The sequence below is a fragment of the Aminobacter sp. SR38 genome, from assembly GCF_014843375.1.
Taxonomy (GTDB): Bacteria; Pseudomonadota; Alphaproteobacteria; order Rhizobiales; family Rhizobiaceae; genus Aminobacter; species Aminobacter ciceronei.
The window spans coordinates 96,309-109,772 of sequence record NZ_CP062115.1 but is presented as its reverse complement, the minus strand read 5'-3'; the positions used below and the strand labels follow the sequence as shown (position 1 = coordinate 109,772).

10 protein-coding genes are annotated in these 13,464 nt (G+C 55.8%); 3 read left to right on the top strand and 7 right to left on the bottom strand.

Translation table 11 applies throughout. From position 1 onward, the window contains the following. Positions 1 to 129 precede the first annotated feature (129 nt). From repC to repA, 3 genes are all read right to left on the bottom strand, one after another. Entirely contained in the window at positions 130 to 1,338 is a 1,209-nt protein-coding gene (gene repC, locus IG197_RS31530; RefSeq protein WP_192320764.1) for a plasmid replication protein RepC, read from the bottom strand. Positions 1,339 to 1,493: 155 nt separating this feature from the next. After that, positions 1,494 to 2,543 carry a plasmid partitioning protein RepB gene (repB, locus tag IG197_RS31525; protein WP_192320762.1) on the bottom strand — a complete coding sequence of 350 codons (1,050 nt, stop codon included), beginning with the start codon at positions 2,541 to 2,543 and terminating at the stop codon, positions 1,494 to 1,496. Next, the gene (gene repA, locus IG197_RS31520) at positions 2,543 to 3,745 is read right to left on the bottom strand and encodes a plasmid partitioning protein RepA (protein ID WP_192320760.1); all 1,203 of its coding nucleotides are present in this window, start codon (positions 3,743 to 3,745) and stop codon (positions 2,543 to 2,545) included. Before repA ends, repB begins: the two co-directional genes overlap by 1 nt. A gap of 757 nt (positions 3,746 to 4,502) precedes the next feature. Between repA and IG197_RS31515 the strand changes: the two genes are divergently transcribed. The 3 genes from IG197_RS31515 to IG197_RS31505 all read left to right on the top strand — a co-directional run bounded on the left by IG197_RS31515 (position 4,503) and on the right by IG197_RS31505 (position 6,834). Next, on the top strand, positions 4,503 to 5,210 hold the full coding sequence (locus IG197_RS31515) for an autoinducer binding domain-containing protein (RefSeq protein ID WP_192320758.1): 708 nt from the start codon (positions 4,503 to 4,505) through the stop codon (positions 5,208 to 5,210). Positions 5,211 to 5,330: 120 nt separating this feature from the next. Beyond that, positions 5,331 to 5,810: a transcriptional regulator gene (locus IG197_RS31510; protein ID WP_192320756.1), complete on the top strand. Its 480-nt coding sequence runs from the start codon at positions 5,331 to 5,333 to the stop codon at positions 5,808 to 5,810. A 232-nt stretch (positions 5,811 to 6,042) separates the two neighbouring features. Next, complete coding sequence (locus tag IG197_RS31505) at positions 6,043 to 6,834, top strand: hypothetical protein (protein WP_192320755.1); 792 nt, start codon at positions 6,043 to 6,045, stop codon at positions 6,832 to 6,834. Positions 6,835 to 7,355: 521 nt separating this feature from the next. On the opposite strand, the gene queC is transcribed toward IG197_RS31505, so the two are convergent. The 4 genes from queC to IG197_RS31485 form a co-directional block, all read right to left on the bottom strand. Continuing rightward, positions 7,356 to 8,075, bottom strand: a complete 720-nt coding sequence (gene queC / locus IG197_RS31500) for a 7-cyano-7-deazaguanine synthase QueC (protein WP_192320753.1) — start codon at positions 8,073 to 8,075, stop codon at positions 7,356 to 7,358. Further along, the gene (locus tag IG197_RS31495; protein WP_192320751.1) at positions 8,075 to 8,557 is read right to left on the bottom strand and encodes a 6-carboxytetrahydropterin synthase; all 483 of its coding nucleotides are present in this window, start codon (positions 8,555 to 8,557) and stop codon (positions 8,075 to 8,077) included. Before IG197_RS31495 ends, queC begins: the two co-directional genes overlap by 1 nt. A gap of 57 nt (positions 8,558 to 8,614) precedes the next feature. Beyond that, the gene (gene queE / locus IG197_RS31490) at positions 8,615 to 9,247 is read right to left on the bottom strand and encodes a 7-carboxy-7-deazaguanine synthase (RefSeq protein ID WP_192320749.1); all 633 of its coding nucleotides are present in this window, start codon (positions 9,245 to 9,247) and stop codon (positions 8,615 to 8,617) included. Positions 9,248 to 11,037: 1,790 nt separating this feature from the next. Further along, positions 11,038 to 13,455, bottom strand: coding sequence for a bifunctional diguanylate cyclase/phosphodiesterase (locus IG197_RS31485; RefSeq protein ID WP_246765474.1), 2,418 nt, complete (start codon positions 13,453 to 13,455; stop codon positions 11,038 to 11,040). Between the last annotated feature and the right edge of the window lie 9 nt (positions 13,456 to 13,464).

The following is a 13,464-nucleotide window of genomic DNA, read 5'->3' as shown; positions in this document are numbered from 1 at the left end:
GTTCCTGGGATGCGCTGGACCTTCCACCCCTGCTCTGGGCAATCTGCACTTATCCTCGACGAGCGTTGTCTTTGCCGCAGTGATCTCCAGCCGAGCTATAGGGCGTCGTTCCAGACCAATCCGCTCGTCTCATCCCGTCATCCTGGCCGTCCCCGCGTTTGTTTTCAGTGCAGCCATCAGCATCGGGCCAACCGAAAACTCCCCTGCCGTAGCCTTGTCGGTCAGAGATCTCAGATATCCACCGGCTGAGTGGATATGCTGGGCACGCTGCAGGATGCAGGCAATCACGACGGCCGTATTTTCCTGCCCGATCACGTCCAAAGCGTCCGCATAGGCCGAGGGGCTGATGCCAAGATATCCCCGCACCTGCGCGGCCGTGGCCATCAACTCGCGCCAGTTCGAAATGCCACCCGCGGCGTACTCCTCAATGTCGGGGCAAGCCTTCAGGACCAGTCCAAGGGGGAAACCTTTGGCCGGCTCGATGGTTTTTCGTCCTGGCTCGACCCTCGCCCCGCTTTTCTCGAAAGCTGGTTCAAATTCAAAATGGGAGTCTGGATTTGATTCAGATTGTTGCCGATCAATATGAGCATCATTGCCGCTTATAAATTCATCATTATCATTGCAATTCAGCATGTTATCCACTTCTTCCCGAATGATCGACAGTTCGGCAAGGATGGCTTCCAGTCGGCCAAGGCTCGCGCGTCTGGGAATGCTGTCCACCACAGCCCGGAACCGGCTCCACAGCGCCTTCCAGTTGCCTGCCAGGCCTTCTTCGAAGGCGACTTCAATCAGCTTGTAGATGTCCCGGCGCTGGAGCGTCACCCGCTCCCGCGTCAGCCTCAGCGCCGCATTGTCGGCGCGCACCTGTTCAGCCGCCGCAGCGATTTCGTCAGCGCGGACCAGAAGCGGTGCCAATGAGAACCCGAAAGCCTCCTCGATCTCCCCTGCCCTGCCCTTGTGGGCGTAACGCTTGCCGTTGGGGCTATCCCGTCTGAGCAGCAAACCAGCCGTCAACAACGCAGCCAGGTGCCGTCTGAGTGTTGGATCGGGCATGCCGTGGGCCCGAAGGGACAATTGCTTGTTCGAAGGAAAAACGATCAAACCACCTTCTTCAGACAGCTCGCTATCGGGATAAAACGACAGCAAGGCGCTCAGGACCGCGAGCGAGCGATCGCTGACACCAATGATGGTTTTGCCCTCACACAAGTTCTTGTAGAGCAGCCATTTATCCACTGCCTTTGCCTCGGGGAGATTTTTACGAGACTCCCGTTGCGCCGCCAAAAGGGCAAGCGACATCGGTCGCGCCCCAAACGGGGTCGCGGCAATATGCGTTTCCATTTCCTTCGCCTTCAGTTAGGCAAAAGAATTCCAGCCGCCCAAACGGACGTTACGACTCTTGACAGCGATTCGGGGAAATGCGATTCTCGATCTTGCTAGAGAATACGAGAGAGGCTTCCACGACCGGGTCGTTGGGGGCCTTTTTCTTTTGCGGGTTAGTCTCCTGTAGCTACTTTTTCTTGTTTTCTGAACGACTCATAGAGCCCGTCCAGATTGCTCGAAATCCACTCACCAAATGGCTTCGCATCCTTCTGTGTAAGGTCGAACGAGAAGCCTTTAGGTCGAGATTTTGCAATCACGCTGACTGTTTTGTCGGCAGGAGCCCAAGCTGTGGAATGTTGCTTCGGCTTACCGGATACCGTCTTCAGCCTATCGTTCTCTAGGTGAAGCGTAAGCAGTTCCAGACGCTGATCGCTGTCAGCAGCCTGAAACTCACGGGACCCAGTAAGTTCTCCTGACCTGTTGCTCGCCTTCTCCTCTCGGAACTTGATAGCGAGCCTGTACCATCGATCGCGACCACTGTTTTTCGCAGGTCCAATTGCACGAACAACCTCTGCCGGGATGTCGTTGGTTACGGAAATCATCTTGGAGACCACCGTCTTATCGACCGACAGTGCAATCATGATCACTTCGCGATCGTAGCCTTTGTGTTCGAGATTGCTGGCAAAGACAGCCTTCTCAATGAACGACAAATCAGCCCGAGCACTGTTCTCCTGCCCCTGGGCTATCACATGGTCCTTGTCGTCCAACTCCTTGACAACAGCTCGGACTGACCGACCAAGAACCTTTGCCGCGCGGGCTCTGCGATGGCCAAAAACGGTCATGTACCGACCATCCAACTCTGGATGGGGGCGCACCAAAATTGGACTATCCTGCCCTCTCTGACGGATAGCTTCTACAAGCTCCGCGAAGGCCTGCTCATCATCATCATCCATTCTATCGGCAATGAAGGACGCATCAATTGTACTCGGATCGAGATCCACAACGGTCTCGCCCTCCAAAAGCTTCGTCTCGAAATCTTTGGCGGCCTGCGCCTTTTCAGCCAATTCGTCGATTGATTTCGTTATCGCTCCGAAGGCCCCGCGATTGCGATTTCTCTCCATCGCCGGCGGCAGCGCCGTCGAAAACTTATCAGACGATGGCACTGAGTTGACTGTAGTCAACTTCCGTTCCGTGATCGAAGTCAGCAGATTTTTTCTCGACATTATCGACCCCACGCGCGGTGGATCAGACCGACGATTTCGTCATTGACGCGGTGCAAGGACTCCATCGCACGGTCATAGGTTGCTCTAGTGAATTGAGAACGTTCGACTTCATAGAGGGATTGCTTGGTGATCCCTGCGTCGGAAATCGCCGTACTCTTCAACATCTCGTTGACAAGTACGTGATGCTTGAAGAGCGAGCGCATAAAGGCCACCATTTGACTCTGAGGCCCGTCTGTAGGCTCATAACGCGTCACGAGGTACCGAAGCCAATCCAGCTTCATGTTGGCACCAGCGCGTTTTAATGTGCCCATAACTTCGCCCATCATCAGCAGGAACTGGCACATCGACATAACGTCCAGCATCTGAGGGTGAACTGTGATCAGAACGCCTGTCGAAGATGAAAGTGCTGTTAGCGTCAGATATCCGAGTTGCGGCGGGCAATCGATAATGACGACATCGTAATCATCCGCCACATCTCCGAGAGCTTCGTCCAGACGACCAAAGAAGATGCGCCCCATCGACCCGTCTCGTTGAGCGAGGGCAAGGGGAGTATCATATTCAAATTCTTGAAGCTCGAGGTTAGCAGGAACGATGTCCAGACCCGGGAAATTGGTTTTCTTTACGAGCGCCGAGAGCTCTTTGCGTTCATCGTCGTAGCGCAGGGCTTCATACAAGGATTCGCTGTGATCGATTTCCGGTTGGAAGCCATGAAGGGCTGATAGGGATGCCTGGGGATCGAGATCAATCGCAAGCACGCGGTGCCCAGTGATTGCCAGATGCTGAGCGAGATGCGCTGCCGTCGTAGTCTTGGCCGACCCGCCTTTAAAATTGACGACAGCAATAATCTGCAGGTGATCGATACCCCTTCTATGCGGGACATATTTAGCTGCGGACCGGCTATTCTTATCCAGAAACTGCCGCATCTCGAGTAGCTGTTCTGCGGTGTATGAGCGACGACCCGAAGGCGTCACGAGAGGTTGTGGCCCCTTGCCTTCAAGCGAGAGATTCTTAAGGTAACCGCTTGTTACGCCAAGATACTGTGCAGCCTCGGCAAGCTGAAACGGCCGCAGTGTCTTTTGAGCGTTGGGAGGGAACATCTCCAGGCGATGCTCGTGAAGCATAGCAGAGAGCTCGTTAGCCTGCTGAGTGATGAGCAGATCAACCTCAGAAATCTCGTCTCTGATGCTTGGTTTCACATTCATCGAAAAATCCCGCACATACGCTTTTAATGCCCTTTTCAGCCACCAAGCGCATGTAGGCCTGATTCTGTCGATCCGGCAACAATTTTTAGGTTAATCAAAGGTTAACGCTCAGCTTTTGATGGTGGCACTGCGAAAAGTTGACCATGGTCAACTCTCGTCTTTGAACTGACCCGACAGCAGCGTGACTTCTGGGGCCGATCGTTTACACAGGCAGGCCTGACAATATTTCGCGCCGGCTGAGGCTTGGCGCTGTGAATGCGCGACCATGGCCACGTGGTGCGGACGGCGGGGCTCGAACCCGCATAGCCGAGGCTGAGAGATTTTAAGTCTCTTGCGTCTACCAGTTTCGCCACGTCCGTTCGGGCCGAACTGGTAAAGCAGGCGAACGATATTGCAAGTCCAGGCCCGCTTGCGGCTATCCGCTTCGAACGGCTTTGCAGTCTTCACCGATCAAAAGACGGTGGCCAGAATAGGACCCAGTCCTACAACATGAAGGGCAGTTCCTGGCACGGTTATCAACAACGGCTGTGGAACGACGACGACGACAGGCGCGTCCAAGTTCGCGGTCATTCGCCGCGGATAGGGCAGGGGTGGTGTAATTCTTGAAGTCGGCGATGGGCCAAACACGGAGCATCCGCCGCCTATATGACGTCAATAGCCACATTGTGCGATTGTATGTCTTTTTCCATCCGGTACCGGTCGTTTTTCTGGCGTTACGCGCTGTGACGCAACAAGCTCTGATCCCGGAGAAAGACACTTGGACGGACAGATCACGGCACTTATCGATGCTATCGACACATCGAATGACCACCGTTCGATCTGCAGTGCGTTGACGTCATTCTCGCTTGCCTGCGGCTTCGAACGCTTCGCCTATTTCGAGATAAATTCAAAAGAGATTTCCACAATCAACAGCTTTCCGCACGAGTGGCAGCATGCGTATCTGCAAAGCCAATTTGCGCGCATCGACCCGGTCGTGACGATGGCAAAGCGGCTCATGCAGATGTTCACGTGGTCTGCTCAGGATTGGCCAAGCCGTTATCTTACGGCTGAGGAGAAGCGGTTTCGGGCCATGGCCAAGCAGTACGGCGTATGTTCTGGCCTGTCGATTCCCGTCCAAGGCAGTTATGGAACCATCCTGATGCCCTCGCTGATATCTGCGAGTGCGAGAAATTTCCACGATAACCCTGGCAGTGTCGTTCGCGCGGAACAGGCCGTTCTCTATATACACCACCGGCTGCGGGCGATCGCGGATAGCGACTTGATGAGTTGCTCTCTGACCCTGAGGTCTCAAGAGGCGGTCTGTTTGAAATGGGCAGCGAAAGGAAAGTACATGCGAGAGATCTCACTCATAACAAATCTTCAATACCGAACCGTCCAATTCTACCTAGATAATGCCCGCAAGAAGCTTGACGCGACTAATTTGACGCATGCCGTTTCAATCGCAAAGGACAAGGGAATTATCTAGCCAAGAGCCCGCAGCCTCCGATCGCAATTGCAGACTCTGGTTTGAAGGCCGTTTCTTGGACGTGTTAACTCTATTTGCCACTCGGTCGAGAAACGCTGATGGCAAAAGAGGAACCCACAAATGGCTGACGAGAATAATAACGTGGCTGCGGCTTCGGGTGTTGAAGCGGTTGACGGTGTGAAAGCAAAAACGACCAAAAAGCAGAGATCGCCAAAGCGTGAAAAGGCACTTGCCGAAACTGTTCCTACTGCATCAACGACTACTACAGCTAAGACGCAGGGCTCACAGCGCAAGACGTACAGCGAACGTGAGAGAGCTGAGAAGCTCACTCTGATCGGCACGCAAGTCGCCAAGGGGACGGCCACCCTGCATGAGGCGATCAAGAGCGCCGGAATATCGGTACCGGCCTACTATCGGTGGAAACGCAATGGAGCGCCTGCCGCCAAGAAGGTTGCGAAGGCCGTTTCTGGTGGTCATGAGTTGGCCGAGCTGGTTCAGCTCGAAGCGGAAAATCAGAAGCTTCGGGGGCAATTGGCAGAAAAATTGCGGGCGGAAAATGTCGAGCTGCGCAAGAGGTTGGGCCTGGAACAATCAGCATAAAAGGCACAGCCAGGCTGTTTTCTTGCCTATCGTACTGGCGAGCTGGCCGCGCTTCAGCCAAGACTTAGATTAGCCAGCCAAAGCATGACGACCATCAAAATGCGGTGGCTGTAGTGAAGAGCGACGCAGCCATGCTGTCGGTTGTCACGCGCAGCGACGCCCTGTATGCCCTTCGCAGGTTGCAGTGGCGCTGACGGGCGCCTAGCCTTTTGCGAATTGCTTGGGATTGAGAATGAAGACACCACAACGGAAATTCGTTGATGAGTTCAAGTCGCCGCGGCGACTGTCAAAGACGCGGACAAACTCGATTTGGGGAGACACAGACCTAAAGGCGTTCGCCCGTGAAGTCGAAGATCAGCCCTCCGATTTGAAGCGTTCAGGCGGAACACGAGATGTGGTCAGTGCAGGTGCAATCACAACGCCTGGCTCGATTGATTTGGGCTCTGCAAACGACGCAGCTGTTGTCGACGCTGTTCAAGCTGCGAATCCGCTCGCCGAAAGTCCGAACATAAAGGCACTGTCTGTCGATGTCGACTGGGTAGAAGCGGGATCTGTTGCCGAAGTGCATGACAAGCTCTCTGTGCCACAGCCTCGAAAGTTATCGACGCGCACTCCAAGACGCGTCGAACGCTCGCAGCCGGCCCGGAAGAGCGAGGATCAAAACGCGCGATCCGAGACTACCGCTGAACCAGTCTCTCTGGACGAAATTGCCGCGCTTGATACGGAGAATAAGCGCCTCAAGCAGCAATTGGTCGAACACTTCAGCGACCAGAACTTACGGCTCAGGCAGATGCTTGGACGGTTTGAACTTAGTCTGGGCGCACGTCGTAACCCTGACATCGCGGTGTCGAAACTTTTTGGGAATGGCGCGCCCATAGCTGCCAATCGAAACTTGGCGAACATCTGCGTAGGGCGCGCGACTGCCGTGGCCCCTAGGTCGTGTGCTGTCGTCAGGTGTCATCCATTGCCAGGTGGCAGCGCTTTTTGGTTTAGTCTAATATTGATTGCTGACGATGCATCCTGAGCATCTGCGGGCGTGTATTGAGTACCGCGGCGCGAAAGCGCCCAGGCAACGGAGGCCCGTCATCGTGAGGTGACGGGCTTTTCATTGCCGGTCTTGGGGCAGTGCTGCGGGCGCAACGCTAGCCATTAAAGAGGATTGCACGATGTGAAGCCAGAGGCTTGCGTGAAAACCATGCAAAGACTGGTCTGAGCGTATGTCGTTGTAAAATCCGGCGGGAGAGGCTGTTGGTTCAAAGTTTGATAAATTCCACTGCTTCCATTCAAATTGTCAGCCCGCTAATTGGCGCGGAAATCCTTCCTGTAAGCCCCGCTGTTTGTTTGGCCGGGGTTTTTCTTTGAGCAATGGAGGAGAAGGCCTCTGCCGCAGTGGGGTCTGCGTCAATCCCGTTACAAAACGCCCCGCCACCTTTCGATGACGGGGCATTGGGGTTCGATTCCCACAGGTGGCGGATTTTTAAGGATCCACTAACATAAGTTTGCGGGACAGTTGTTAAATCTTAGTGAATAAGCTTGGGGGTAATTTTAGGGGACAAGAAGGTGCGCGTCGACACGATTAAATTTCAGCCAGCCATCGCGGCGAAGCTCGCATGCTGGACATGTGCCGCAACCGCGTCCCCAGGCATGTTGGTGGGCACGATCACCGGTGTAGCACGTATGGGTTTCCACCCTGATCAGATCGACAAACTCCTGGCCTCCGAGATCCTCGGCGAGCGCCCAAGTTTCGGCCTTATCGATCCACATCAGCGGCGTGTGCATGACAAACCGCGTGTCCATGCCCAGGTTGAGCGCCAGTTGCATTGCCTTCATCGTATCGTCGCGGCAATCGGGATAACCCGAGAAGTCGGTTTCGCACACCCCGGTAACCAGATGTTTGATGCCACGGCGATAGGCGAGGGCGGCGGCAAAAGTGAGAAACAGCAGGTTGCGGCCCGGCACAAAGGTGGTGGGTAGGCCATCTGCCCGCATCTTAATCTCGGCCTCCTCCGTCAGTGCGGTGTCGCTGATCTGACCGAGCAGCCCCATCTCCAACAGGTGATCTGATCCCAAGCGCTCGCCCCATCTGGGGAACAGCTTGCCGATTGCCGTCAGTACGGGTTGCCGAACGTCGAGTTCGACACGATGGCGCTGGCCATAGTCGAACCCTATCGTCTCGACGTGTTGGAACCGGTCCAGTGCCCAGGCAAGACAGGTCGTCGAATCTTGCCCGCCAGAGAAAAGGACAAGTGCTTTTTCGTCACTCATCACTGATCATCCCGTGGATGGGCCACGCCCGAATTCGACGGTCGAAAGATGGCGGCGTTGCCTTCGTGCTCCCGGACTTCCACCAGACTAACCCTGCAGCGCGGTGCGAGCCCGTTTTCATCCAGCCAGGCTTCGGCGCGATGGAAGATCATCCGGGCAAACTTCTCGCATCCGACGGCAGGCACCTCGACGAGGTCGATGGCGCCGACCTCATGGAGATCTCGGAAGGATGGAAGTAGGGGGTCGTCGGTCGCTACCAGGGTTTTGTGATCGAACGTTTGCTCGAGCCAGGCCTTGAACGTACGCAACCCGCCGAAATCGACGACCCAGCCCTGCTCGTCCAGCTCGCTTGCCTCGAAATCGATGCGTACCGCAAGCGCATATCCGTGCAGGAAACGGCAATGGCTTTTGGCCCGCCATTGCCGGAACGCACACGAGAGCCCGCTCGCATGGCCGTAGGTCTTGCTCGAGGTGTAGAACATCTTAGCGGTCCCGCCTGGGATTGCCGGAAAAACCACGGAATATCGAAAGCAGCGATCTCATGGAATACCGATCAGTTTATGGGTCTGAAGGCTCAGCCGCCATGACGGATTGGCGAGGCAGTATGCAACTGCGGCGGCGGTATTGGCGGCGCGATCTGGCCCATCCATCGGCTGAAGCCAGAAGTGCTCGAACGAAAGGCCGAGGAAGTCCCGCAGATTGACCCCGGCCTGGGGAAATACAAACTTGAGCTCGTCGCCCGCCCGCTGGCGCAGTTCCGCCCCCGCCTTGGGACTAACGCAAATCCAGTCGATACCTTCGGGAGCTACGATCGTTCCATTTGTCTCGATCGAGATTTCAAAGCCTCTCGTGTGCAGCGCTGCGATCAGAGCCTGGTCAAGCTGAAGCAGCGGCTCCCCGCCGGTCAGTACAACAAAGCGGCCCTCCGTGCCGTCGCCCCAAGTCTGTGCTATCGCATCGGCCAGGGACTCCGCATCGGCAAACCGGCCGCCCCCAGGCCCGTCCATGCCGACAAAATCGGTATCGCAGAATTGGCAGATGGCCTTGGCCCGATCGACTTCGCGCCCCGACCACAGATTGCAGCCGGCAAACCGGCAAAATACAGCCGCGCGCCCGGCATTGCAGCCCTCACCCTGGAGTGTGTGGAAGATCTCTCTTACTGCGTAGGACAACTCGATGCTTCCTGTGCGATGAGGCCAAGCCGATCCGCCTCGACGACTGCTGGCAAAACTGGTCTTTCGCAGCCGAACGCCAGCTAGCAAAGCCCCAGTTTGCTAAAAAGCATCGACTGAAGCGTCCACGGAGGCCGGTATCCGCCGCTCCGCGACCTACGCGGATGTTGCAGTGGCTCCGTGACTCCCAAGCTTCGGTTCAGCAATCCTGTTCCTGTGAGCACGATCGATGGCGAAATGGGCTTGGGCGGCTACTTATGGGGTGTTGAACGGTCTGTCCATCCCGAACGGACAACCTAGAGCGCGAGAATCGAGGTTTCACACCGCTCGAGCTGTCCGAACAAAGGCGATGTCGCAGAGGGGCAATTCCGTAGGCTCGATAACGTTTCGACCAGCGAACTTCGCACTTACACGATGGCCGACCTGGACCTGCCGAAGCATGACTTACAGGTTTCAGCCGGGCAGGGTATTCGTTCACCGCCTCACGCGCGTAACCCAACCTAATCTCGGCAAAGCCCTAGGGAGACGAATATACAGGCAGTGAAAGACCACGTGCCACTCGCCCGAGGCGCTGGTACCGCTGCACGCGTTGTCCGCTCTAGATCGGCCTAGATATGGCTGGCTGCGGCGTCTATACTTGGCTGATAGATTGGCCAATTAAATTGACAACGCTTTCCAAGTGCCTGGTCATTCTCGCCCCGGGCTGCAGGTTTTGGCAGGCTTACAAATTTCCCGGTGATCCCGTCCTGGCCAAGGGATCTGTCTTTGGCAAACCGCACATTGCAGTCACCCTCGATAACTCGGTGGATATCCTTTCATCGTCGTGCCGGCTTCAATATGTGCAACCTTGCCATGAAGGGTTGCACACAACGTCTCACCGCACGCAAGCGTTGGTTGACGTTGCGTTAGCCGTCACTAATTTGCCGCGCAAGCTCTCCGCTTGATTTGCCCAATCACACAAGCCGTTGACAGAGCCCAGCGCCAGCTGCGTCCCGCCAACCCCCAAAGGAAGCAGCTGGCGCGCCCTTTAGTCTGGCTTCCGTTTACTGCTCGCAGCCACCCAACGCCAAGCTACGGAGAGTCTGAAGTATTGCCTTCGCTAAAACTTTAGGCTTCTCTTATATTTCTGGGTCAAGCTTGGGGTGAAACCATGACATACGGAGAGGTACGGGAGCGTTTGCGTTCAGTTGGTGTGCTGATTAGCAAGCGCGGGGGCCTGGTACGGATCAATCATTTTGGCGGACAAGCTGAAACAGCGATCTACACGGATAGCGTTGATGAAGCACTGACCGCCGGCATGGCAATGGCTCGACCTCAACTACCGGCTACTTGGTGCTCACTGAGAAAGCTGAGAACCGGCGCTTCTTGACCCGCTGTGCTTTGGGGCATGGAGCTCTCGATGAGCTATTCGGGCCGGAGAAAGGCAGCTAGCTCTGGTGGCTCTTGAACAGTTTACGGACGGCTTCTTGACGCCTGGCGTTCGGAAGATGATCGCTCCGATATGGATCGAGTGCGCCCGACACATCAGCCGAAAACCCGAGTGTCAATGACTGTGGACCCGGGACCCAGGATGTTCGTGAACGAAAATCACCTCTCTATTAGGATCCTCATCCATGAAATCACACATTCACCGCCGTTGCCGGAGCGCACGGCAACGGCCCGAACCGCCTGGGCGCTCAACCAGCGGGGCCTGTCGCGAACGCCCTCCCGCAGGCCTTCGCTTTTGGATGTGGAAGCCCGCCCCGAATTGTTCAACTATTCCGCAATGGGAGCGGCACAGGAAAAAAGGCTCACGCTAGAGTGAACTCTCCGTGCTGCTGTTGGAGATATTTCCGGAGTTGAGCCGCCGGCCGAGGTGGACTGAAGAAGTATCCTTGTACTGCGTCACATCCGGTGGCACGAACAAGCAACAGCTGGTCCTCGGTCTCAACCCCTTCAGCTATCGCGGTTATTTCTAGCGCGTGGGCAAGGTTCACAATCGCACTGACGATAGCCATGTGGTCGGGATTTCCGACGATCTCCGCGATAAAGGAGCGGTCGATCTTGACCTTATCGACAGGAAAGTTCCTGAGATAGCTGAGCGACGAGTAACCCGTCCCGAAGTCATCGAGCGAGATCGTTACTCCGAGCGAACGGAGCCGGTTTAGCGTAAGCAAGGTTTCCCTGCTATCGTCAAGCAAAAGGGACTCAGTGATTTCGAGTTCAAGGCGGTTGGCGGCAAGGCCGGTTATCGAAAGCACATTCGAGACGGTTTCAACGATATTGCCGCGCCTGAACTGGCTTGGTGATAGATTGACGGCAACGTTGATATCACCCGGCAAGCTCATCGCCTCTCGGCAGGCGTTTTCCAGCACCCAAGCCCCGAGCTGCACAATTACACCGGTGCTTTCAGCAATTGGGATAAACTCGGCTGGAGAAATTTGCCCACGCTGGTAGCCAGGCCACCGCAACAAAGCCTCAACCGTTGTGACTTCCCTGCTTTGAAGATTAACGATCGGCTGGAAGGTGACCTCAAACTCCTTGTCGAAATCGGCGGCGCGGAGGTCGAGTTCAAGCAGACGGCGACGCTGCAACCGATCATCCATCTCCGGCTCGTAAAACGCGTAGGTTCCACGTCCGTCACTTTTGGCACGATAAAGCGCCAGATCGGCGTTCTTCACCAGGTCGTCGGGATCGCAGTTGGTTTCGGAAGCCAGTGCAATTCCGATGCTCGCACCAATAACAACCAAATGCCCGTCGAGCTGATACGGCTCTTCAAGTGCCGCGACCAGGCGTTGTGCCACCCGTCCGGCCTCATCACTCTCGACCGCGGGCTGGACCACCAGAAATTCGTCGCCTCCAAGACGGGCAACCACATCGTAATCACGCACGACACCGGAAATACGAACGGCAACCTCGCGCAGCAAGGCGTCACCAACAGGATGGCCGAGCGTGTCGTTCACGTTCTTGAAGTTATCCAGATCAAGGCACAAGACCGCAGTGTTTTGTTGATGACTGTGACCTTGCGCCAGGATTTGTTCCAAACGCTCGCGAAGTAGCAAACGATTTGGAAGTCCTGTTAGGGGATCATGGCGCGCCATATAGGCGATGCGTTCTTCCGATTGGTGACGTTCGGTGATGTCTTCGTAGGTGGCGACCCAACCGCCAGTCTCCATGGGTTGATGGCAGATCGACACAATTCGGCCGTCGGCAAGCTTCTGCAGCAAGCTGCCGGGCTTGCGCTGATCGATCAGCTGCTGCTGTTTCCAGTAGACAAGCTCAGCGCTTTGTTGCGTCAAGGTCCCGGCTTGTACCGAGCCTCTCGTGATCTGTTCCGGCGTCATTCCTGGCGCAAGGCTATCCGGCGGAATGCCATACATGGCGGCAAACTTGCCATTGCTCACAATCAGCCGTTGATCGGCATCGAACATACACAGCCCGTGTGACATGTTGCTTAAAGCTGCGTCGAACAGACCGTTCTGAGTTGCAAGCGCGTGATTGGCTTCCAGGACCGCAGCGTTTGCAGTTTCCAGGTCATGTGAGGTACGCCGGAGATCCGCGTATACGGTGTTCAGGGCGTCATACGTATGCGTTAGCAGGCGATTGTGCCATCCAAGCAGGCCGATAAACGCTAGACTGCAAACGAAGAAGCCAACTGCAACTGCGGAGAAGGTGCTGTGGAGCTGTAAGAGTTCGGTGTCGACCTTCGCCATCTGGGTGGCGCTGTATTGGTTGGCTTCCGAGGCCAGGCCAATGAGATCAGCTTCCAGTGGTGCCATTAACTGCAATACGGATCTGGCGGTTTCAGGCTCGCCAATGCGGCCCATCATTTCATCCAACAGCCTGATAAGCTCGGACAGCCGCCTGACGATCGCCTCCCGCTTTGCTGTCTCGGTCACGAATTGCTGGAATTGACCGCTTGTGTAGAGGCCTAGCCGCCCCTTCAAGATATCGAAACGGAGTTGCGCCTCCGTCGCGAGTGGCTCATTTGGGGAAACTACAAGTGCTGTCACGCGCTGGTATAGCCGCAGATACTCATTCATCCCTTGGCTGGCATTCCAGGCTACGTCGTAGCGGGAGAGTTGGCCGATCGACGCCTGACGTTCAAATATCACGAAAGACAAATAGGCGGCGGCAATAGCGAATGCGGCAATGGTAGTGATCAGGAGTGTTTTCAGCAGATGAAATGCGAACACACGCCGGGCGCCCAGCGCTAACAACGGGCCCATGTCGTAGAG

Excerpts from the sequence above, each read along its gene's own strand:
- repC (WP_192320764.1), bottom strand. The coding sequence starts at position 1,338 with ATGGAAACGCATATTGCCGCGACCCCGTTTGGGGCGCGACCGATGTCG.
- repB (WP_192320762.1), bottom strand. The coding sequence starts at position 2,543 with ATGTCGAGAAAAAATCTGCTGACTTCGATCACGGAACGGAAGTTGACT.
- repA (WP_192320760.1), bottom strand. The coding sequence starts at position 3,745 with ATGAATGTGAAACCAAGCATCAGAGACGAGATTTCTGAGGTTGATCTG.
- IG197_RS31510 (WP_192320756.1), top strand. The coding sequence starts at position 5,331 with ATGGCTGACGAGAATAATAACGTGGCTGCGGCTTCGGGTGTTGAAGCG.
- IG197_RS31505 (WP_192320755.1), top strand. The coding sequence starts at position 6,043 with ATGAAGACACCACAACGGAAATTCGTTGATGAGTTCAAGTCGCCGCGG.
- queC (WP_192320753.1), bottom strand. The coding sequence starts at position 8,075 with ATGAGTGACGAAAAAGCACTTGTCCTTTTCTCTGGCGGGCAAGATTCG.
- IG197_RS31495 (WP_192320751.1), bottom strand. The coding sequence starts at position 8,557 with ATGTTCTACACCTCGAGCAAGACCTACGGCCATGCGAGCGGGCTCTCG.
- IG197_RS31485 (WP_246765474.1), bottom strand. The coding sequence starts at position 13,455 with ATGGGCCCGTTGTTAGCGCTGGGCGCCCGGCGTGTGTTCGCATTTCAT.